Origin of the sequence: Thermus thermamylovorans (genome assembly GCF_004307015.1) — a bacterium.
GTDB lineage: Bacteria > Deinococcota > Deinococci > Deinococcales > Thermaceae > Thermus > Thermus thermamylovorans.
Genome location: NZ_SIJL01000001.1, coordinates 110,860 through 130,670, shown reverse-complemented (window position 1 = coordinate 130,670; position 19,811 = coordinate 110,860). Strand labels below are relative to the sequence as shown.

The following is a 19,811-nucleotide window of genomic DNA, read 5'->3' as shown; positions in this document are numbered from 1 at the left end:
TGGGCCCTTCAGTCCACGCTGAAGTAGCGGGCCTCCGGGTGGTGGACCACCAGGGCACTGGTGGCGTGCTCCGGCTCCAGCTGGAAGCTCTCCGTGAGGCGCACCCCGATGCGGACGAAGCCCATGAGCCGGTCCAGCTTGGCCTGGTCCGCCAGGTCCGGGCAGGCGGGGTAGCCGAAGGAGTAGCGGGCCCCCTGGTAGCCCCCCTGGAAGAGCCTCTTGATGTCGGTGGCGTCCCGGCCGGCGATCCCCCACATCTGCCGCATCCTCTTGTGCCAGTACTCCGCCAGGGCCTCGGTCATCTCCACAGCAAAGCCATGGGCGAAAAGGTAATCCTGGTAGGCCCCGCCCTCAAAGAGCGCCCTGGCCTTCCGGGAAGGCTCCTCCCCCATGGTCACGAGCTGGACGCCCAAGACGTCCCGGGCGCCCGCTTCGTAAGCGGGGAGCCACGCCGCCTCGTCCCCCAAGGGCGGGGCGAAGCGGGGGCGGAAGTAGTCCAACAAGGAAAGCCCTCCGCCCCGCTGGCGGGGAAAGCGGAAGCGCTCCCGCACCTCCCCGGTCTCCGGGGAGAAGACCAGGAGCTCCTCCCCCTCCCTGGCCACGGGAAAGAAGCCGTAGAGCACCCTGGGCCTGAGCCACCCCCCCGCCTGGGCCTCCCGAAGGAGCCTCTGGAAGACGGGCTCCGCCTCCCGCGCCACCAGGGCCTGCCACGCCTCCCGGCTCATCCCTTTGCGGCTGTACCCCCACTGGCCGCGGAAAAGGGCGAGCTTGTTCACGTAGTGGGCGATGGTGGCCAGGTCCAGCCCCTCCTCCACCCGCACCCCGAAGAAGGGGGGACGGGGAACGAAGGGGGCCTCCCCCACGGGCTTGGCCTTGGGCGCCACCCTGGGGGCTTCCGCCTTGGGTTTGGGGGCTTCCTGGCGGACCGAGGGGGCCTCCCCGCCCGTGAGGGCTTCCATGAGCCTGAGGCCCTCGAAGGCATCCTCCGCGTAGTGGACGTTGGGGTAGATGGCCCTGAGCTCCCCCTCCACGTAGGCGCGGGTGAGGGCGGCCCCCCCCAGGATCACCGGCAGGGTGTAGCCCCTGTCCCGCATGTACTCCAGGTTCTCCTTCATGACCAGGGTGCTCTTGACCAGGAGGCCGGACATGCCCACCGCCTGGGGCCGGTGCTCCTCCACCGCCTTCAGGATCTCCTCGATGGGCACCTTGATCCCCAGGTTCACCACCTGGTAGCCGTTGTTGCTGAGGAGGATGTCCACCAGGTTCTTGCCGATGTCGTGCACGTCCCCCTTCACCGTGGCCAGGACCATCTTCCCCCGGCCTGCCCCCCGCCTTTCCATGTGGGGCTCCAGGAAGGCCACGGCCCGCTTCATCACCTCCGCTGCCTGCAGGACGAAGGGCAGCTGCATCTTCCCCGCCCCGAAGAGTTCCCCCACCTCCTTCATGCCGGCAAGGAGGGGGCCGTTGATGAGGTCCAGGGGCCTGTGTCCCGCCTTCAGGGCCTCCTCCAGGTCGGCCTCGAGGCCCGCCTTCCGCCCCTCCACCACCCGGCGCCTGAGGCGCTCCAAGAGGGGCAGGGCGGCGAAGGCGTCCTCCTTGGCGGCGAACGCCTGCTGGTGGGTTTCAAAGTAGGCCATGAAGGCGAAGAGGGGGTCGTACCCCTCCCGCCTGCGGTCGTGGATGAGGTCCAAGGCGATGGCGTAGGCCTCCTCGGGGATCTCGGGGATGGGGAGGATCTTCCCCGCGTCCACGATGGCGGCGGTGAGGCCCCGTTTGCGGGCCTCGTCCAGGAAGACCGAGTTCAGGACCCGCCGGGCCCGGGGCTTGAGGCCAAAGGAAACGTTGGAAACCCCCAGGATAAACCCCACCCCAGGAAGCCTCTCCCCTAGCTCCTCCAGGGCCAGGAGGGTTTCCCGGGCCAAAGGGCGGCTCTCCTCGTCCCCTTGGGTGATGGGGAAGGTGAGGAGGTCGAAGAGGAGGTCCTCCGGGCGGAAGCCGTGATGCTCCGTGAGGCGCTCGTACATGCGCAGGGCCACCCGCACCTTCTCCTCCCGGGTCTTGGCCATGCCCCCCTCGTCGATGGTGAGGACCACCAGGGCCGCCCCGTGGGCCTTGGCCAGGGAGGCCACCCGGTCGAACCGCTCCAGGCCCTCCTCCAGGTTGGCGGAGTTCAGGAGGATCCGCCCGGGAAGGTGTTTGAGGGCCAGCTCCATGGCCGAAGGGGAGGTGGAGTCCACCATGAAGGGCGCGGTGACCGCGGTGGCCAGGTGGGGAAGGAGCCAGGCGAGGTCTGCAAGCTCGTCCCGCCCCGTCCAGGCCACGGAGAGGTCCAGGGCGTGGGCCCCCTCCGCCACCTGCTCCCGGGCCAGGGCCAGTATGCCCTCGAGGTCGCGGGCAAAGAGCATCTCCCGGAAGCGTCGGCTCCCGGTGGCGTTCAGCCTCTCCCCCACCAGGAGGAGGCTCGCCTCCTGCCGGAGGGGCACCGCCTGGTACAAGGAGGCCACCTGGGGGGGGAAGGCCCCGGGCCGCGGGGGGGCAGGGAGGCCCCGCACCGCCTCCGCCACCATCCGGATGTGCTCCGGCCCCGTGCCGCAGCACCCCCCCACGGCGTTCACCCCGTACTCGGCCACGAACTTCCGGTGCCACCGGGCGAGTTCCTCGGGGGTGAGGTCGTAGACCACCCTCCCCCCCTCGTTCCGGGGGAGGCCCGCATTCGGGAGGCAGGCCACAAAGCGGGTGCTGTTCTCGGCGAAGTAGCGGATCTTGCTGTCCATGAGGTCAGGGCCGGTGGCGCAGTTCATGCCCACCACATCTATAGGCAGGCTCTCCAGGGCGGCCAGGGCCGCGCCCTCGTCCGAGCCCACCAGCATGGTGCCCGTGGCCTCTAGGGTGACCTGCACCTGCAGGGGCACCTCCCGCCCCACCTCGGCCATGGCCTCCCGCACCGCCAAGACGGCGCAGCGCACCTGCAGGAGGTCCTGGGCGGTTTCCAGGAGGATCAGGTCCACCCCGCCCCTGAGAAGCCCCCGGGCGGCCTCCTTGTAGGCGGCAAAGAGCTCGTCCCACCCGATCTGCCCTAAGGAGATGAGCTTGGTCCCCGGGCCCAGGGCCCCGGCCACGAAGGCCCCGTAAGGTTCTGCGGCCTCCCGGGCGATCCTGGCCGCGGCGTGGGCCAGCCCTTCCGCTTCCTCCCCGAGGCCGTACTCCGCCAGGACGTGGCGCAGGCAGCCGAAGGTGTTGGTCTCGATCACCTCGGCGCCGGCCTCGAGGTAGGCCCGGTGGATCTCCCCCACCACCTCGGGCCGGGTGCGGTTCAGCACCTCCGGGCAGCCGTAGAAGGCCTCCCCCCCGTAGTCCTCGGGGGTGAGGTCCCGCTTCCAGAGCTCCGTGCCCATGGCCCCGTCGAAGACCAGGGGCCTTTCCAGGAGGGCCCTCAGGTAGGGGAACCTCCTGGCCCGGGCCTCCCGGTTGTACCCAAGCCGCACCAAGGGGGCCTCCCCCCAGCCCGCCCCCCCCAGGTGGTGGCGGCAGCCGGGGCTGCAGGCGTGGACCTCCACCATATCCCGCTAGTGTAGCCAAAAGAGGGGGGCTATGCTAGGCCCATGGACCCCTTCGGCATCCTCTACACCGACCTCTACCAGCTCACCATGGGCCAGGTCTACTTCCGCCTGGGCCTCCACGAGCGGCCGGCCCTTTTCGAGGCCTTCTACCGCAAAAACCCCGATTACGGAGCCCACCAGGCGGGCTACACCGTCTTCGCCGGCCTGGACCCCCTCCTCTCCTGGATGGAAGGGGCCCGCTTCGGGGAGGAGGAGGTCGCCGCCCTCCGCGCCCTGAGGGGCCGGGGCGGCCAGCCCCTCTTCGCCGAGGACTACCTCCGCTACCTGAAGGGCATGGGGGGGTTTTCCGGCCTGACCCTGAGGGCCCTCCCCGAGGGGCGGGTGGCCCACCCCCAGGTGCCCCTGGTGAGCGCGGAGGGCCCCCTCCTCCAGGCCCAGCTCCTGGAGACCGCCCTTCTGAACCGCCTCACCTACGAGACCCTGGTGGCCACCAAGGCCAGCCGGGTGCGGGAGGCGGCGGGGGAAGCGGTGGTGCTGGAGTTCGGCCTGCGCCGCGCCCCCGCCAAGGGGGGGGAGGCCGCCACCCGCGCGAGCCTCATCGGGGGGGCGGACCGCAGCAGCGCCGTGAGCCTCTCCCACCTCCTGGGCCTCCCCTCCTCCGGCACCCACGCCCACAGCCTGGTGCAGGCCTTCCTGGCCTTGGGCTACTCGGAGGAGGAAGCCTTCCAGGCCTTCGCCGAGGTCTTCCCCGACGACACCATCCTCCTCCTGGACACCGTGGACACCCTGGGCTCGGGGCTCCCCCACGCCATCCGGGTCTTCGAGCGGCTGCGCCGCCGGGGGCACCGCCCCGTGGGGGTGCGCATCGACTCCGGGGACCTGGCCTACCTGGCCATCCAGGTGGCCAGGGAGCTGGACCGGGCCGGCTTCCCCGAGGTCCTCATCGTCCTCTCCGGGGACCTGGACGAGCTCGTCATCTGGCAGATCAAGAGCCAGATCCTGGAGGAGGCTCCCCGCTACGGGGTGGACGCGGAAAGGCTCCTCAAGCGCCTGGTCTACGGGGTGGGCACCAAGATGGTGGTCTCCTGGGGCCACCCCGCCCTGGGAGGGGTGTACAAGCTGGTGGCCGTACGGGAAAATGGCGCCTGGGCCCCAGCCATGAAGATCTCGGACTCCCTGGAGAAGGTCCTGAACCCCGGGCACAAAAAGGCGTACCGGGTGTACGACAAAAGGGGCCTGGCCACCGCCGACCTCCTGGCCGCCTTCGACGAGGCGGTGCGGGAGGACGAGGCCCTCACCCTCCGCCACCCCACGGACCCCGCCAAGCGCCGCACCCTGCGCCCAGGGGAGTTCACCCTGGAACCCCTCCTGGAGGAAGTCTACCGGGGAAGGCGCCTCTTCCCCCCCCTCCCGCTGGAGGTGCTCCAGGAGAGACGGCGGAGGGACGTGGAGCGCCTGGACCCCGGGGTGCGCCGCCTGGTGAACCCCCACCTCTACCACGTCTCCCTCACGGAGAGGCTTTTTGCCCTCAAGGGGGAGCTGGCGGCGCGGATGGAGCGGGGCTGAGGTGACCTCGAGGCTCCGGAGGGGGCTGGCCCGGAAGCCTACGAAGCCTGCCTCAGCCGGGCCTCCTCCAGGGCCCTGAGGGGCTGGTCCAGATGGGGCAGGTCGACGACCAGCTCCTTCACCCCGCTCCCCGGGACCTCGAACATCAGGTCCACCATGGCCTTCTCCAGGATGGCCCTAAGGCCCCGGGCCCCGGTGCCCCGCCTGAGGGCCCGGCGGGCGATCTCCTTGAGGGCCGCCTGGGTGAAGCGGAGCTCGATCCCCTCCATGCGCAAAAGCTCCTGGTACTGCTTGACCAGGGCGTTCTTGGGCTCGGTGAGGATGCGCACCAGGTCCTCCTCCGTTAGGGGGTGGAGCTGGACGATGAGGGGCGCCCGGCCCACGAACTCGGGGATCATCCCGAACCTCACCAGGTCCTCGGGGATGACCTCCAGGGGCTCCTCCTGGGCCCGGGTGCGGGTGAAGCCGATGGCCGTGCGCTCCGTGCGGGCCTTGACGATGTTTTCCAGGCCCTCAAAGGCCCCCCCCAGGATGAAAAGGATGTTCTTGGTGTTCACGGGGATGAACTCCTGGTGGGGGTGCTTCCGCCCACCCTGGGGCGGCACGTTGGCAACGGTCCCCTCGATGATCTTGAGGAGGGCCTGCTGCACGCCTTCCCCGGAGACGTCCCGGGTGAGGGAGGGGTTTTCCGACTTGCGGGCAATCTTGTCGATCTCGTCGATGTAGACGATGCCCATCTCCGCCCGCTCCACGTCGAAGTCGGCGTTCTGGAGAAGTCGCAGGAGGACGTTTTCCACGTCCTCCCCCACGTACCCCGCCTCGGTGAGGGTGGTGGCGTCGGCGATGGCGAAGGGCACGTCCAGGAAGTGGGCCAGGGTCTCCGCCAGGAGGGTTTTGCCGGTGCCCGTGGGGCCGATGAGAAGGATGTTGGCCTTGCCGATCTCCGCCTCGGGGTGGAGGAGGCGCTTGTAGTGGTTGTAGACGGCCACGCTCAGGGCCCGTTTGGCCGCCTCCTGCCCCACCACGTACCCGTCCAGGTGGGCCTTGATCTCCTGGGGTTTGGGCAGGCGGCTTGGCCCCTTGGGCCCGGGCCTCCCTCGGCGCAGAAGCTCCTGAGCCCGCTCCACGCAGTCCTCGCAGATGAAGGCGTCGGAAACGGGGCTTTCCAGAAGCCGCCCCACCTCCGGCGGGCGCAGGCCGCAAAAACTGCAGCTGGGTCTAGGCCTCCTCACGGGTCACCACCTGGTCGATGAGACCATACTCCAGGGCCTCCCGGGCGGAGAGGTAGTAGTCCCGGTCGGTGTCCTTTTCCACCTTCTCCAGGGGCTGGCCGGTGTGCCGGGCCAGGATCTCGTTCAGGAGCTTCTTGGCCTTCAAGATCTCCTGGGCCTGGATGGCGATGTCGCTGGCCGTACCCCTGGCCCCTCCCCAGGGCTGGTGGATCATCACCTTGGAGTGGGGCAGGGCGTAGCGGCGGCCCCTCTCCCCCGCCGCCAGGATCACCGCAGCCATGCTGGCGGCAAGCCCGATGACGATGGTGGAAACCGGGGCGCGGACGAACTGCATGGTGTCGTAGATGGCGAGCCCGGCGTCCACCTCCCCCCCGGGGGAGTTGATGTAGAGGCGGATCTCCTGGTTGGGGTTCTGGGCGTCCAGGAAGAGGAGCTGGGCCACGATGGTGTTGGCCACCTGGGCGTCGATGGGGGTGCCCAGGAAGATAATCCGGTCCTTGAGGAGGCGGGAGTAGATGTCGTAGACCCGCTCCCCGCGGGCGGTCTGCTCGATGACGTAGGGTATGACCATACCAGTCCCCATTGTAGCCCCAGGGGCAGGGGAAAAACCCCTCCGGGCCACCGTGCCCGCCTCAGGAGAGCCGAAAGACCGCCTCCCTCACCGCCTTGTCCTGGAGGTAGGCGTTCCTCAGGCGGGCCAGGCCCCGCTCCCCCAGCTCCCGCTTCAGCGCCTGGGGGGAGACCCCGGAGGAGCGGGCCACGGCCTGGAGGTAGGCCTGCCACTCCTCCTCGGAAACCTGGGGCCTGAGCTCCTCCGCCAAACGCTCCTTGGCCAGGGAGCGGCGCACCCGCCTTTCCGCCTCCCGCCTCAGGTCTTCGCGGAACTTCCCCAACTCGCCCCGGTCCTCCAGGGACTTGAGGTAGGCCTCCAGGGGAATACCCTGCCGCGCCAGGTCCTCCGCCAGGTGCTCCAGGAGATGGCGTTCCTCGGCCTGCAACATGGAGGGGGGAATCTCCGCCTCCAGTCCCTCCGCCAGCCTTTCCAGGAAGGCCCGCTCGCGGGCCTCCTGGTACTCCCTTTCCGCCTGGCGCTTGAGGCTTTCCCGCACCTTGGCGCGGAGGTCTTCCAGGCTTTCCGCCTCCAGGGTCTTGGCGAACTCCTCGTCCAGCTCGGGAAGCTCCAGGGCCTTCACCTCCAGGATCTCCGTGCGCTCCTCCCGGACCTTCTCCCCCTTACCGTCCAGGACGGGCACCATCACCACCTCCCCCGCCCGCCTTCCCAAAAGGGCCTCCCGGACGTGGGGGAGAGCCTTGGCGAGGTCGATGGGGAACTCCGCCCCCTCCCCCGTGCGCACGAAGACGTGGTCCCCCTCCTGCGCCTCCCGCTCCACGGGCGAGAGCTCCGCGTAGCGGTGGCGGAGCTCCTCCAGGGCCTTCTCCACCAGCTCCTCCGTGACCTCGGGGGGGTTCACCTCCAGGGCGAAGCTCCGCCAGTCGGGGAGCCTCACCTCCGGGTAGTTCTCCACCTCGGCCACGTAGCGGAAGCCCTCGCCCTCCCTGAGCTCCCGCTCCACCACCCGGGCGGCCACGGGGAGGAGACCCAGCTCCTGCACCGCCTCGGGGTAGGTTTCCTCCACCAGGCGCTCCTGGAGGTCGGCAAGCAGCCCCTCCCGCCCCAGGCGGGCCTCCACCACCTTGGGGGGAGCCTTCCCCGGGCGGAAGCCCGGGATGCGCACCCGCTTGGCCACTTCCCGCAGAAGGGCCTCGTAGCTCCTCTGCACCCTCTCCGCCGGCACCTCCACCCGGACCCTGACCAGATAGCCGGAACGCTCCAGGATCTCCGCCACGCCTCACCTCGCGCTGTGGGGAGGGCCCCGCCCGGCTGGTGCGAGGAGCGGGACTTGAACCCGCACGGGTTGCCCCACCGGATCCTAAGTCCGGCGCGTCTACCGGTTCCGCCATCCTCGCGCGGGAGGGCGGGACCCTCCTCTAAAATACCACCCCTTGCGGGGTGGCGGTTTTGGGGTGAGCGATGGGACTTGAACCCACGACCCCCGGATCCACAGTCCGGTGCTCTGACCAGCTGAGCTACGCTCACCACGCTCAGCATCCGCCATTCTAAGGAGCTACCTGCCCTCCGTCAAGGCCAACAAGCCTCCCTCCAGGCTCATGGCCTCGTAGCCCTCGGCCTCCAGGTACAGGGCCGCCACCTGGCTCAGGATGCCCCGCTCGCAGACCAGGAGCAGGGGCTCCCTGGGCAGGCCATGCTCCCCCCTTTGGATCCTCTCCAGGGGCACCCAGTCCGCGGGGAAGGGCAGGGGGGTGGTGCGGCGGTCTTGGGGGCGCACGTCCACCACCCGGACCCCCTGGGCCAGGAGGGCGGGCAGCTCCCGGGACGACACCTTGCGCATAGCCTGAGTATAGCGCCGGCCCGAGGCCCGCCCTTTGCGCAACTCTATGCGCTACAGGCGGCACATTCCGCATAAGACTTGCACTCCCGCCTTGGCGAACCCCCCTTTTTGTGATAAGCTCGTCCACCGGGTACGCGATGCCGCCACGCAGAGACCTGAAGAAGATCCTCATCATCGGCTCCGGGCCTATCACCATCGGCCAGGCCGCGGAGTTCGACTACTCCGGCACCCAGGCGGTGAAGGCCCTAAGGGGCGCGGGGTACGAGGCCATCCTGGTGAACTCCAACCCCGCCACCATCATGACCGACCCCGACCTGGCCGAGCGCACCTACGTGGAGCCCCTCACCCTGGAGTTCCTGGAAAGGGTGATCGCCAAGGAGCGCCCGGACGCCCTCCTGCCCACCCTGGGGGGGCAGACGGCCCTCAACCTCTCCATGGCCCTCCACGAGGAGGGCATTCTGGAGCGCTACGGGGTGGAGCTCATCGGGGCCAGGGCCGAGGCCATCAAAAAGGGAGAGGATCGGGAGGAGTTCCAGAAGGCCATGCGGAGGATCGGCCTCGAGGTGCCCCGGGGGCAGATGGTGGGGAGCGTGGCCGAGGGCCTCCACTTCGCCCGGGAGGTGGGCTACCCCGTGGTGGTCCGCCCCTCCTTCACCCTGGGGGGCACCGGGGGCGGCCTCGCCAGGAACGAGGCCGAACTGAGGGAGGTCCTCGGCCGGGGGCTTCTCCTTTCCCCGGTGCACACCGCCCTCGTGGAGGAGTCCGTTCTGGGCTGGAAGGAGTTCGAGCTGGAGGTGATGCGGGACCACGCGGACACCGTGGTCATCATCACCAGCATCGAAAACCTGGACCCCATGGGGGTCCACACCGGGGACTCCATCACCGTGGCCCCCGCCCAGACCCTCTCCGACGCGGAGTACCAGAGGATGCGGGACGCGGCCAAGGCGGTGATCCGGGAGATCGGGGTGGACACCGGGGGGTCCAACATCCAGTTCGCCGTGGACCCCCGCTCAGGCCGCCAGGTGGTCATCGAGATGAACCCCCGGGTCTCCCGCTCCAGCGCCCTGGCCTCCAAGGCCACGGGCTTCCCCATCGCCAAAATCGCCGCCCTCCTGGCGGTGGGCTACCGCCTGGACGAGCTCCCCAACGACATCACCCGCAAAACCCCGGCCTCCTTCGAGCCCACCATCGACTACGTGGTGGTGAAGATCCCCCGCTTCGCCTTCGAGAAGTTCAAAGACCTGCCCAACACCCTGGGGGAGCTAAAGGACGAACTCGGCACCCAGATGCGGTCCGTGGGGGAAGTGATGGCCATCGGCCGCACCTTCAAGGAGGCCCTCCTGAAGGCCCTCCGGGGCCTGGAGCGGGACGTGCGGGCCCTGGCGGGGGTGCCCACGGAGGACCTGGAGCGGAAGCTCTACCCCAACCCCGACCGCATCTACGCCGTCTTGGAACTCCTGCGGCGGGGCATGCCCATAGAGGACCTGCACCAGGCCACCCGCATCGACCCCTGGTTCCTCCACCAGATGCGGGAGATCGTGGAGGCCGAGGAATGGCTGAAAACCCACCCCCCCAAGGACCGGGAGGACTGGCGCCTTTACAAGGGCCTGGGCCTTTCCGACGCCCGGCTGGGGGAGCTTCTGGGGAAAAGGGAAGAGGCGGTGCGGCAGGAGCGCAAGGCCCTCGGCGTGGCCCCCGTCTACAAAACCGTGGACACCTGCGCCGCGGAGTTCGAGGCCTACACCCCCTACCACTACTCCACCTACGAGGAGGAGGACGAGGTCTGGCCCTCGGAGAGGCCCAAGGTGGTGATCCTGGGCTCGGGGCCCATACGGATCGGCCAGGGGGTGGAGTTCGACTACGCCACGGTGCACGCGGTCTGGGCCCTGAAGGAGGCGGGCTACGAGACCCTCATGGTGAACTCCAACCCCGAGACGGTGTCCACCGACTACGACACCGCCGACCGCCTCTACTTCGAGCCCCTGACCCTCGAGGACGTGCTCAACCTGGTGGAGCACGAGAAGCCCCTCGGGGTCATCGCCACCCTGGGGGGGCAGACCCCCCTCAAGCTGGCCCAGGGACTGGAAGCGGCCGGGGTCAGGCTCCTCGGCACCCCCTTCGCCGCCATCCACCGGGCGGAGGACCGCGAGGCCTTCCACCGGCTCTGCCGGGAGCTGGGCATCCCCCAGCCCGAGGGCCGGGTGGCGAGGACGCCCGCGGAGGCCCTGAGGCTCGCGGAGGAGGTGGGCTTCCCCCTCCTGGCCCGGCCCAGCTACGTCCTGGGGGGGCGGGCCATGCGGGTCCTCCACGGCCAGGAGGAGCTAAAGCGCTACCTGGAGGAGGTCTACGAGCCCCTGCAGGAGAAGCCCTCCATCCTCCTGGACCGGTACCTGGAGGGGGCTTTGGAGCTGGACGTGGACGCCCTCTCCGACGGGGAGGAGGTGATGATCGCCGGGGTGATGGAGCACGTGGAAAGGGCTGGGGTGCACTCGGGGGACTCGGCCACGGTGCTTCCCCCGGTCCACCTGTCCCCCACCGCCTTGGCCAAGGTGAAGGACTACACCCGCCGCCTGGCCCTGGGCCTGGGGGTGCGGGGGCTTCTCAACGTGCAGTACGCGGTGTTGGGGGAGGAGGTGTACATCCTCGAGGCCAACCCCCGGGCCAGCCGCACCGTGCCCTTCGTGTCCAAGGCCATCGGGGTGCCCCTGGCCAAGCTGGCGGCCCTGATCGCCGTGGGCAAAACCCTAAGGGAACTCGGGGTCCGCGACCTGGACCCCGTGCCCCCTTACCATGCGGTGAAGGAGGTGGTCATCCCCTGGATCAAGTTCCCCGGGGTCATCCCGGTGCTGGGCCCGGAGATGCGCTCCACCGGGGAGAGCATGGGCCTCGACGAGGACCCCTACCTGGCCTACTACAAGGCCCAGCTGGGGGCCGGGCAGAGGCTACCCCTCTGGGGCCGGGTGCGCTTCCTGGCCGAGGGGCTGCCACCGGGGGAAAAGGGGCGCCTGGAGGAGCTGAAGCGGGCCTACCTGGAGGCGGGCTTCGCCCCTGCCGAAGAGGAGTACGACCTCCTCATCTCCCCCACCCCCCACCCGGAGCTCCGGCGGGCGGTGGAGCAGGGCCTTCCCTTCATCACCACCCTGGAGGGGGCCTGGTGGAGCCTGAAGGCCATCCTGAGGGCCCGGGAGAAAGCCCTGGAAGCCCGGAGCCTCCAGGAGTGGCACGGGGCGCTGGTGCGAAGGTAAAGCCCCTTCCCCCGGGCGGGAAGAGGGGCAGCCTGTCCTTACGGCGCCCCGGACCGGGAAGGCGAAGTCCGTGTGGGACGGTTCAGGCAGGAGGACTGAGCCGGGCCAGGAGCTCGGCCGCCGCCTCCTGGGCGGTTTGGGCGAAGGCCCCCGGGTCCTCCCCCCGGGCGAGGGCCAGGGCCTCCAGGTAGGCCTCCAGGTACTCCTCGGCGATAAGGGCCATGGCGGTGAAGGCCAGGCGCCGCCAGGCGTCCTCCAGGGCCCGGGCCTCCTCCACGGGCAGGCTCTGACGGGCCTTCCGGGCCACCGTCTCCGTGACCCAGTTCCACATGGCGGCCATCATGGCGTTGGTCACCCCCCGGCGGAGGTGGACCAGGCCCACCAGGGCCTGCCAGGCGAAGTACTGGCCGTTGAAGGGCCCCCTGAGGGTGCGCAGGTACCAGTCCCTGAGGGTTTTTTCCCGTGCGGGGCGCTCTCCTTCCCGGAAGACCCTGGCGGTGGCGGGGTGGGCGAAGAGGGTGTCGTAGAAGCCCTGGACCAGCTCCTCCGTCCAGCCCTCCATGAGGGGGGCGTGGCGGAGGAGGACCTTGCCGTCCTCCAGGGGGCGGAAGCGGGCCTGGGGGGGAAGCTGGCTCCAGACCTCCTGGGCTGCCTGGTAGAAGCGGGCCAGGCTCTTCTCCGTCATCCCCCTGAGGATAGCCGAAGGTCAGGGAAGGGTAAACTCCTCCCATGAGGGCCTGGGTGCAGGAGCGGCTGAGAGGCCCCATGGTTCTGAAGGAGCTCCCCGATCCCGTGCCGGGAGCGGGGGAGGTGGTTTTGGAGGTGGAGGCCGTGGGCCTGAACTTCGCCGACCACCTCCTGCGCCTGGGAGCCTACCTCACCCGGCTCCACCCGCCCTTCGTGCCGGGGACGGAGGTGGTGGGGCGGGTGGGGGAAAGGCGCTACGCCGCCTTGGTGGGCCAAGGGGCCCTGGCGGAGAGGGTGGCCGTACCCGAGGAAGCCCTCCTCCCCCTTCCCGAGGACCTCGCCCCTGAGGAGGCCGCCGCCTTCCCCGTCTCCTTCCTCACCGCCTACCTGGCCCTGAGGCGGGCGGGGGCGAGGCCGGGGGAGAGGGTCTTGGTGCAGGCGGCGGGCGGGGCCCTGGGCACCGCGGCGGTGCAGGTGGCGAGGGCCTTGGGCCTGAAGGTCCTGGCCGCGGCCTCGAGGCCGGAAAACCTCGCCCTGGCCCCCTCCCTGGGGGCGGAGGCGGTGGCCACCTACGAGGAGCTCCCCGGGGTGGCCCAGGCCCTGGGCGGGGTGGACCTGGTCCTGGAGGTGCGGGGGAAGGACCTGGAGGGAAGCCTCTCCCTCCTCCGCCCCGGGGGGAGGCTGGTTTACGTCGGGGCCGCGGAAGGGGAGGTGGCCCCCCTGAACCCCTTGCGCCTCATGCGCAAGAACCTGGCGGTCCTGGGCTTCTGGCTGGCCCCTCTCCTCCGGGATAGGGGCCTCCTGGAGGAGGCCCTGGGCTTCCTCCTCCCCCGCCTGGGAAGGGAGCTCAAACCCGTGGTGGGGGCGGTCTTCCCCTTCCCGGAGGCCGAAAGGGCCTTCCAGGCCCTTCTGGACCGGGGGCACCGGGGGAAAATCGTGGTCCGCATCTAGGGGCCCCACCGCGGCTTGGGCCACGGCAGGGCCCTCCAAAAACGACCCTAGCCCAGGCCCAGATAGGCCCTGGCCGCCGCCAGGTCGAAGAGGGCGTGGCCCACGCTCTTGAAGAGGACGGGGTCCCCTTTGGCGCGCCTTCCCAGGAGGGCCTCCCTTAGGGTCACCACGGGCTTCGCCAGCCCTTGAAGCTCCCCGGCCTCGAGGAGGGCGTCCTCCGTGTCGCAGTAGACCGCCGCCCGCGCCACCAACCCCTCCGGCACCTCCCGCATCTCCGGGCGGAAGCTCCCCACCGCGGCGATAAAGGCTCCCCCGGGCACCCCCTCAGGGAGGACGGGGGTGGGGCTTGGGGTGGCGGTCACGATGAAGGCCACATCCCCAGGCACCTCCGCCCCCATCCATTCCTCGGCCCTTAGGCCCATCCCCCGGGCCTTTTGCAGAAGGGCGAGGACCCTTTCCCGCCCCCGCCCCCGCACCAGGACCCGGGTGAGGGGGAAGGCCTCGGCGAAGGCCTCCAGGTGGGCCTCCCCCTGGGCCCCCGGCCCCACCAGGAGGAGCGCTCCCTCCCGTCTGGGGGCGAGGAGGCGGGCGGCGAGGAGGGAGAGGGCGGCGGTGCGCCTTTTCGTGAGCTCCTCCCCCGGCAGGCGGAAGGCCTCCCCGGTATCCAGCCGCTTGGCCCAGACCTCCGCCTGGACCGAAGGGCGGCGATGGGCTTCCACCGTGACCAGCTTGCAGAGGGCCACCTCGGGGTCGGCGGCGGGCATCACCAGGAACTGCCCCCCGGGGATGGGGAGCACCTGGCGCCTGGGGGCCTCCGCCCCCCGGAGGAGGACGCCCCGGATGGCCTCGGCCAAGGCCAAGTAGGAAGGCATGCCCTTAGAATGCCGCACATGGGGGCCCTTCTCAACACCCTCCTCCCCGTGGCCCTGGTGGTCCTGGCGGGCTACCTCCTGGGGAAGCGCCTCCCCATGGACCTCACCACCCTAAGCCGCCTCACCCTCTACCTCCTGGTGCCCGCCCTCATCTTCGACACCATGCACCGGATGGAGTACGCCTGGGAGGGGCTCCTCGGCCTCGCCCTGGGCTTCGCCCTCACCTACGGCCTCCTCTTCCTCCTCATCTCTGGGGCAGGCCGCCTCCTCCGCCTCTCCCCCGAGGCGGCCAAGGGGCTTTTGGTGTGCGGCCTCTTCCCCAACTCCGGCAACATGGGCCTCTCCCTGGTCTACTTCGCCCTGGGGGAGGAGGGGCTGCGGCTGGCGGTGGTCTACTTTCTCCTCTCCAGCGTCCTCATGTTCGGCCTGGGCCCGGCCTTCATCCGGGGAGGCGGGATGAGGGAGGGCCTCCTCTTCACCCTGCGCCTGCCCCTCTTCTACGCCCTCTTCCTGGGGCTCCTCCTCCGGGGCCTGGGGATTTCCCTCCCCTTCGGCCTGGACGAGGGGGTGCGCCTCATGGGCCAGGCGGCCATCCCCGTCCTCCTCCTCACCCTGGGGATGCAGATGGCCCAAACCCCCTTCCGGCCGGGGGCCTTCGAGGGGGCGGCCAGCGCCCTAAGGCTCCTCCTCGCCCCCCTCCTGGCCTACGGGGTGGGGGCCCTCCTGGGGCTTCCCCGGCTGGAGCACCAGGTCCTCGTCCTCCAGTCCGCCACCCCCATCGCGGTGAACGCCTTCCTCCTCACCCGGGAGTTCGGCGGGGGAGGCGCGCGGGTGGCCCGGAGCGTGGTCCTCTCCACCTTCCTGGCCTTCCTAACCTTCCCCCTCTTCCTCCTCCTCCTCGGGGTCCGGTAGCCGGGGCGTGCCCAGGTCCAGCTGGAAGAGGGGGGCTCCCTCCCAAAGCCCCACCAGGCGGTGGTAGCCCTCCCCCAGGGGCAGGGCCGCCCGGTACTCCCCCGGGCCCTCCAGGAAGAGGGCCCGCTCCAGGAGGAGCTCCTCCTCCCGGAACCACCTGAGGTGCAGGTAGCCGGGGCGGGGAAGCCTTTCCACCCGCACCCAAAGCCGGGCCTCCTCCGCCGCGGGGGCGAGACGGGCCACCAGGAAGGGCCGCTCCGGTGGCAGGGGCCGCCCCGGGTCCAGGGGCAGAAAGGTGAAACGGCACCCGGCGAGGAGGGTGAGGAGGAGAAGGGGCCAAAGCCGCATGGCCAAGCCTCCCCCCAGGCTACCGGGGCCCCCGCCCGGGCGCAAGCCCGGGCGGGGTGGCTTTGCCGGGGCCCCCGCCCTCACCTCCCCTCCCCCGCGGTGCCGAGGGCGAGGAGGGCTATGGCCGCCGTCTCCGCCCGCAGGATCCGCCGCCCCAGGGTCACGGGGAGGAAGCCCTTCTCCTGCAAAAGCTCCACCTCCTCCTCCGCAAACCCCCCCTCGGGCCCCACCGCCAGGGCCAGGGGCTTCAGGGGGTCTAAGACCTCCCGCACCAGGGCGCTGGCCCCCACGTGGGCCACCAGGCCCTGGGCCGCCTCCGGCACCTCCCCTAGGGGGATGGGGGGAAGCACCTCCGGGACCCGAAGCCTCCCCGACTGCTTGGCCGCCTCCACGGCGATGGCCTGGAGGCGGCGGAGCTTCCCCTCCCCCATCCCCTTGGGCACGGAGTGGCGGGTGATGAGGGGCTGGATGCGGGTGGCCCCGAGCTCCGTGGCCGCGCGCACCACCTCGGCGAGCTTGTCCCCCTTGAGGAGGGCCGGGTAGAGGGCCACCTCCACCCCCACCTCCCGCTCGGGGCGCCGCTCCTCCAGGAGGCGGTAGCGCACGGGGGGCCCTAGCTCCACCACCTCCGCCAGGGCCTCCCGCTCGGCGTCAAAGACGGTGAAACGGTCCCCCACCCGGGCCCTTAAGACCTCCAGGAGGTGGCGGCTTTCCCTTAAGGGAAGCACCCCGGTGAGGCCGGGGCTGTAGGCGCGGTGGGGGCGCACCCTTACCTCCGGTAGGCCAGGAGGACCCACTCCCCCTCGGCCGCCTCCTCCAGGGGGCCGAGCCCCGCGCCCGCCAGGGCCTCCCGCACCAGAGGGGCCTTCTCCTTAAGGATCCCCGTGAGGAGAAGCCTCCCCCCGGGGGCCAGGGCCTCCGGGTAAAGGGGGGCCAGGTCCCGGTGGAGCTCGGCGAAGAGGTTGGCCACCACCAGGCCGAAGGGGCCCAGGGGCCGGGCCTCCTCCAGGCTCCCCAGGAGAAAGCGCACGGAAACCCCGTTCTGCCGGGCGTTGGCCTCCGCCTGGGGGAGGACGCTCCCATCCACGTCCACCCCCACCGCCTCCCCCCCCAGCCTGGCGGCGGCGATGGCCAGGATCCCGCTTCCCGTGCCCAGGTCCAGGACCTTCTCCCCGGGGCGGAGGTGGCGGGCCAGGGCGGCGAGGGCCAGGCGGGTGGTCTCGTGGTGCCCGGTGCCGAAGGCCATGCCGGGCTCGATCACCAGGGGAATCCCCTCCCCTTCCCACGAATGCCAAGGCGCCAGCACCAGGAAAGGCCCCGCCTCCACGGGCTTAAGGTCCCGCCGCCAGGCCTCCAGCCAGTCCTCGTCCGGGAAGGCTTCCCACACCCCGCCATAGGGCAGGTCCTGGGGAGCGGGGAAGTAGGCGAGGATTTCCCCTTCCCGCTCCTCGAGGCCCCGCGCCCCCCGGGCGAAGAGCTCGGGGATGAGGGGATCAAGCTCCCAGGGAGAGCCCTTGAGGCGGTAGACCCACACGGGGGACATTCTATTAGGCTAAGGGGGGAGGCTCCCAATGTTCCGCATGGACGGCAAGGTGGCGGTGGTGACCGGTGGGGCCAAGGGCATCGGCCGGGGGATGGCCCGGGTCTTCGCCCAGGCGGGGGCCAGGGTGGCGGTCCTGGACCTGGACGAGGGGGCAGGCCAGGGGGTGGTGGAAGCCATCCGCAAGGAAGGGGGCGAGGCCCTCTTCCTGCGGGCGGACGTGGCCCGCCTCCCCGACCTACAGGCGGCCGCCGGGAAGGTGGAGGCGGCCTTCGGGGGGGCGGACATCCTCCTGGCCAACGCCGGGATCTACCCCCAGGCCTCCCTCCTCACCATGGAGGAGGCCGACTGGGAGCGGGTGATGGCGGTGAACCTCAAGGGGATGTTCCTGGCGGTGAAGGCCTTCCTTCCCCTCCTGCGGCGCTCGAGGGCGGGGCGCATCGTCCTCACCTCCTCCATCACCGGGCCCATCACCGGGTACCCGGGCTGGAGCCACTATGGGGCCACCAAGGCGGGGATGCTGGGGTTTATGCGCTCCGCGGCCATCGAACTCGCCCCTTACGGGATCACCGTGAACGCCGTGCTCCCGGGCAACGTCGCCACCGAGGGGCTCGGGGAGCTCAGCGAGGACTACCGGCGCAAGATGGAGGCCACCATCCCCCTGAGGCGCCTGGGGACCCCTGAGGAGGTGGCCTACGCCGCCCTCTTCCTGGCCTCGGAGGAGGCCCGCTACATCACGGGCCACGCCCTGGTGGTGGATGGGAGCCAGACCCTGCCCGAGTCGGGCCTGGCCCTGGAGGGGCTCTACGAGGAGCCCACCCGGTAGCGGCAGCAGCTTCCCCCCTGGGCGATGCGCTCCTCGCGGGAGAGGGGGAGGCCCAGGAGCTCCTGGTAGGCCAGGAGCTCGCTTTCGCAAAGGGCCTCGTGCTCCCGGGAGAGGGCCAGCTTGGGGCAGCGCCTTTGGCAGAGGTAAAGCTCTCCCCCCTCCTCCACCACCTCGGCCTCGTAACCCTGCTCCCGCAGGAAGAGGGCCAGGCGGGCGAGCTTTTCCCGCAAGGGGAGGTCCTGGAGGTGGAGGGGGGCGAGGAGGGCCCGGTTCCGCTCGAGGAGGAAGGCCACCACCCCCTCCCGCCCCAAGGCCCCCTCCAGGCCCTTGAGGACCTCCCCGCAGAGGGCGGCGTAGGGGGCCTCCCCGTCCCGCGCCCGGTAGAGGCGGTAGGGCCGCCCCCGGCCCGCGCACTTCCGCACCTCCGAGCGCACCAGGCCGCGGGCCTCCAGGTCCTGGAGGTGCTTCAAGACCGCCGCCCGGCTCACCCCCAGGGCCTCGGCCACCTCCTTGGCGGTGCGGGGCCTGGCCCGGAGGAGGTCCAGAACCCGTTCTTTGGTGGTCTCCAGGAGGAGGGGCATGCTAGGCCATGGGGAGGGCGATGAAGGCCTGGACGCTCAGGGCGGCGGCCAGCTCCCGGGCCGCCCGGCGGAAGGCCTCCGCCTCGGGGCCCTCGGGGGCCTCCACCAGGATGGGCCGCCCCCGGTCGCCGCTTTCCCTGAGCGGGAGGGTGAGGGGGATCTCCCCCAGGAAGCGGGTCCTGAGCCGCTCCGCAAGCCGCCTCCCGCCCCCCTCCCCGAAGATGGGGGTGGGCTGGCCGCAGTGGGGGCAGAGGAAAGAGGACATGTTCTCCAGGACCCCGAGCACGGGCACCTGCACCTTGTGGAACATGTCCGCGGCCCGCTCGGCGTCGATCAGGGCCACCTCCTGGGGGGTGGTGACGATCACCCCCCCCGAGACCCGGGTGAGCTGGGCGAGGGAGAGCTGCACGTCCCCGGTGCCCGGGGGAAGGTCCACCACCAGGTAGTCCAGCTCCCCCCAGCTCACCTCCTCCAGGAACTGGCGGATGGTGCCGTGGAGGATGGGCCCCCGCCAGACCATGGCCTGGCCCGGGGGGACGATGTTGGCGATGGAGAGCACCTTAAGGCCGTAGGCCTCCAGGGGGAGGATCTTGCGGTTTTCGTCCACCCTGAGCCTCTGCCCCTCCAGCCCGAACATCTTGGCCTGGCTGGGCCCGTAGAGGTCGGCGTCCAGGAGGCCCACCTGGGCCCCTTCCCCCCGGAGGGCCAGGGCCAGGTTGGCGGCCGCGGTGCTCTTCCCCACCCCCCCCTTCCCCGAGCCCACCGCCACCACGTGCTTGACCCCAGGGATGGGGTACTGCTCGGGGGCCTTCACCCCGCCCCCGAAGCGGACCCGCACCTCGGAGGCCCCCAGGGGAAGGAGGGCCCGCCGGATGTCCGCCTCGATCTGCCCCTTGAGGGGGCAGGCAGGGGTGGTGAGGTAGACGAGGAGGTCCACCCTGGTCCCCTCCAGGCGCACCTCCTTCACCATGCCCAGGGAGACCAGGTCCCTCCCCAACTCCGGGTCCATCACCGTGCGCAGGGCCTCGAGGACCCGTTCCTCGGTAAGCGCCATACCGGGCTTAGGCTATACCCGGGGAT

At 70.8% G+C, this 19,811-nt stretch carries 17 protein-coding genes and 2 tRNA genes; 5 read left to right on the top strand and 14 right to left on the bottom strand.

The genetic code is table 11. The annotated features are described in order from the left end of the window. Positions 1–8: 8 nt before the first annotated feature. Positions 9–3,560, bottom strand: coding sequence for a methionine synthase (metH, locus tag ETP66_RS00670; RefSeq protein WP_130839639.1), 3,552 nt, complete (start codon positions 3,558–3,560; stop codon positions 9–11). Between the two features lie 42 nt (positions 3,561–3,602). Between metH and ETP66_RS00665 the strand changes: the two genes are divergently transcribed. Next, entirely contained in the window at positions 3,603–5,126 is a 1,524-nt protein-coding gene (locus tag ETP66_RS00665; protein WP_130839637.1) for a nicotinate phosphoribosyltransferase, read from the top strand. A 38-nt stretch (positions 5,127–5,164) separates the two neighbouring features. Here the strand turns inward: ETP66_RS00665 and clpX are convergent, their stop codons facing one another. From clpX to ETP66_RS00635, 6 genes are all read right to left on the bottom strand, one after another. After that, a complete protein-coding gene (gene clpX / locus ETP66_RS00660) occupies positions 5,165–6,358 on the bottom strand; it encodes an ATP-dependent Clp protease ATP-binding subunit ClpX (protein ID WP_130839636.1) in 1,194 nt (397 codons plus the stop codon). Next, on the bottom strand, positions 6,345–6,929 hold the full coding sequence (clpP, locus tag ETP66_RS00655; RefSeq protein ID WP_130839634.1) for an ATP-dependent Clp endopeptidase proteolytic subunit ClpP: 585 nt from the start codon (positions 6,927–6,929) through the stop codon (positions 6,345–6,347). Before clpP ends, clpX begins: the two co-directional genes overlap by 14 nt. A gap of 61 nt (positions 6,930–6,990) precedes the next feature. Next, positions 6,991–8,205: a trigger factor gene (gene tig, locus ETP66_RS00650; protein ID WP_130839632.1), complete on the bottom strand. Its 1,215-nt coding sequence runs from the start codon at positions 8,203–8,205 to the stop codon at positions 6,991–6,993. A gap of 36 nt (positions 8,206–8,241) precedes the next feature. Then, positions 8,242–8,326, bottom strand: a tRNA-Leu gene (locus tag ETP66_RS00645). A gap of 53 nt (positions 8,327–8,379) precedes the next feature. After that, positions 8,380–8,456 (bottom strand) — tRNA-His (locus tag ETP66_RS00640). A 28-nt stretch (positions 8,457–8,484) separates the two neighbouring features. Next, positions 8,485–8,769, bottom strand: a complete 285-nt coding sequence (locus ETP66_RS00635) for a rhodanese-like domain-containing protein (RefSeq protein ID WP_130839630.1) — start codon at positions 8,767–8,769, stop codon at positions 8,485–8,487. Positions 8,770–8,906: 137 nt separating this feature from the next. Here ETP66_RS00635 and carB point away from each other — a divergent pair, with 137 nt between their 5' ends. Beyond that, complete coding sequence (carB, locus tag ETP66_RS00630; protein WP_130839628.1) at positions 8,907–12,014, top strand: carbamoyl-phosphate synthase large subunit; 3,108 nt, start codon at positions 8,907–8,909, stop codon at positions 12,012–12,014. A gap of 82 nt (positions 12,015–12,096) precedes the next feature. On the opposite strand, the gene ETP66_RS00625 is transcribed toward carB, so the two are convergent. After that, the gene (locus ETP66_RS00625) at positions 12,097–12,699 is read right to left on the bottom strand and encodes a protoglobin domain-containing protein (protein WP_130839626.1); all 603 of its coding nucleotides are present in this window, start codon (positions 12,697–12,699) and stop codon (positions 12,097–12,099) included. Between the two features lie 44 nt (positions 12,700–12,743). Here ETP66_RS00625 and ETP66_RS00620 point away from each other — a divergent pair, with 44 nt between their 5' ends. Continuing rightward, complete coding sequence (locus tag ETP66_RS00620) at positions 12,744–13,652, top strand: zinc-binding dehydrogenase (protein ID WP_130839624.1); 909 nt, start codon at positions 12,744–12,746, stop codon at positions 13,650–13,652. Between the two features lie 47 nt (positions 13,653–13,699). Here the strand turns inward: ETP66_RS00620 and ETP66_RS00615 are convergent, their stop codons facing one another. Continuing rightward, positions 13,700–14,524, bottom strand: coding sequence for a Rossmann-fold NAD(P)-binding domain-containing protein (locus ETP66_RS00615; protein ID WP_130839622.1), 825 nt, complete (start codon positions 14,522–14,524; stop codon positions 13,700–13,702). Between the two features lie 9 nt (positions 14,525–14,533). Here ETP66_RS00615 and ETP66_RS00610 point away from each other — a divergent pair, with 9 nt between their 5' ends. Next, the gene (locus tag ETP66_RS00610; RefSeq protein ID WP_130839621.1) at positions 14,534–15,436 is read left to right on the top strand and encodes an AEC family transporter; all 903 of its coding nucleotides are present in this window, start codon (positions 14,534–14,536) and stop codon (positions 15,434–15,436) included. Here ETP66_RS00610 and ETP66_RS00605 read toward each other — a convergent pair. From ETP66_RS00605 to ETP66_RS00595, 3 genes are all read right to left on the bottom strand, one after another. Then, positions 15,395–15,784 (bottom strand): hypothetical protein, encoded by a 390-nt coding sequence (locus ETP66_RS00605; protein WP_130839619.1) that lies wholly within the window; start codon positions 15,782–15,784, stop codon positions 15,395–15,397. The two genes, ETP66_RS00610 and ETP66_RS00605, sit on opposite strands and share 42 nt — an antisense overlap. 80 nt (positions 15,785–15,864) lie before the next feature. Continuing rightward, the gene (locus ETP66_RS00600) at positions 15,865–16,551 is read right to left on the bottom strand and encodes a 16S rRNA (uracil(1498)-N(3))-methyltransferase (RefSeq protein ID WP_130839618.1); all 687 of its coding nucleotides are present in this window, start codon (positions 16,549–16,551) and stop codon (positions 15,865–15,867) included. 2 nt (positions 16,552–16,553) lie between these two features. Beyond that, positions 16,554–17,318, bottom strand: a complete 765-nt coding sequence (locus ETP66_RS00595) for a 50S ribosomal protein L11 methyltransferase (RefSeq protein ID WP_130839616.1) — start codon at positions 17,316–17,318, stop codon at positions 16,554–16,556. A gap of 46 nt (positions 17,319–17,364) precedes the next feature. Here ETP66_RS00595 and fabG point away from each other — a divergent pair, with 46 nt between their 5' ends. Beyond that, positions 17,365–18,150 (top strand): 3-oxoacyl-ACP reductase FabG, encoded by a 786-nt coding sequence (gene fabG, locus ETP66_RS00590; protein WP_201738432.1) that lies wholly within the window; start codon positions 17,365–17,367, stop codon positions 18,148–18,150. Here fabG and ETP66_RS00585 read toward each other — a convergent pair. After that, entirely contained in the window at positions 18,129–18,731 is a 603-nt protein-coding gene (locus ETP66_RS00585) for a helix-turn-helix transcriptional regulator (protein WP_130839612.1), read from the bottom strand. The genes fabG and ETP66_RS00585 overlap by 22 nt on opposite strands. A 1-nt stretch (position 18,732) precedes the next feature. After that, positions 18,733–19,785: an Mrp/NBP35 family ATP-binding protein gene (locus ETP66_RS00580; protein WP_130839611.1), complete on the bottom strand. Its 1,053-nt coding sequence runs from the start codon at positions 19,783–19,785 to the stop codon at positions 18,733–18,735. Positions 19,786–19,811 lie beyond the last annotated feature (26 nt).

What these genes read in the sequence shown, in the direction of transcription:
- ETP66_RS00665 (WP_130839637.1), top strand. Translation starts at nt 3,603, where the DNA reads ATGGACCCCTTCGGCATCCTCTACACCGACCTCTACCAGCTCACCATG.
- fabG (WP_201738432.1), top strand. Translation starts at nt 17,365, where the DNA reads ATGGACGGCAAGGTGGCGGTGGTGACCGGTGGGGCCAAGGGCATCGGC.
- ETP66_RS00580 (WP_130839611.1), bottom strand. Translation starts at nt 19,785, where the DNA reads ATGGCGCTTACCGAGGAACGGGTCCTCGAGGCCCTGCGCACGGTGATG.
- ETP66_RS00605 (WP_130839619.1), bottom strand. Translation starts at nt 15,784, where the DNA reads ATGCGGCTTTGGCCCCTTCTCCTCCTCACCCTCCTCGCCGGGTGCCGT.
- metH (WP_130839639.1), bottom strand. Translation starts at nt 3,560, where the DNA reads ATGGTGGAGGTCCACGCCTGCAGCCCCGGCTGCCGCCACCACCTGGGG.
- ETP66_RS00620 (WP_130839624.1), top strand. Translation starts at nt 12,744, where the DNA reads ATGAGGGCCTGGGTGCAGGAGCGGCTGAGAGGCCCCATGGTTCTGAAG.
- ETP66_RS00610 (WP_130839621.1), top strand. Translation starts at nt 14,534, where the DNA reads ATGCCGCACATGGGGGCCCTTCTCAACACCCTCCTCCCCGTGGCCCTG.
- ETP66_RS00635 (WP_130839630.1), bottom strand. Translation starts at nt 8,769, where the DNA reads ATGCGCAAGGTGTCGTCCCGGGAGCTGCCCGCCCTCCTGGCCCAGGGG.
- clpP (WP_130839634.1), bottom strand. Translation starts at nt 6,929, where the DNA reads ATGGTCATACCCTACGTCATCGAGCAGACCGCCCGCGGGGAGCGGGTC.
- ETP66_RS00615 (WP_130839622.1), bottom strand. Translation starts at nt 14,524, where the DNA reads ATGCCTTCCTACTTGGCCTTGGCCGAGGCCATCCGGGGCGTCCTCCTC.
- carB (WP_130839628.1), top strand. Translation starts at nt 8,907, where the DNA reads ATGCCGCCACGCAGAGACCTGAAGAAGATCCTCATCATCGGCTCCGGG.
- ETP66_RS00585 (WP_130839612.1), bottom strand. Translation starts at nt 18,731, where the DNA reads ATGCCCCTCCTCCTGGAGACCACCAAAGAACGGGTTCTGGACCTCCTC.
- ETP66_RS00625 (WP_130839626.1), bottom strand. Translation starts at nt 12,699, where the DNA reads ATGACGGAGAAGAGCCTGGCCCGCTTCTACCAGGCAGCCCAGGAGGTC.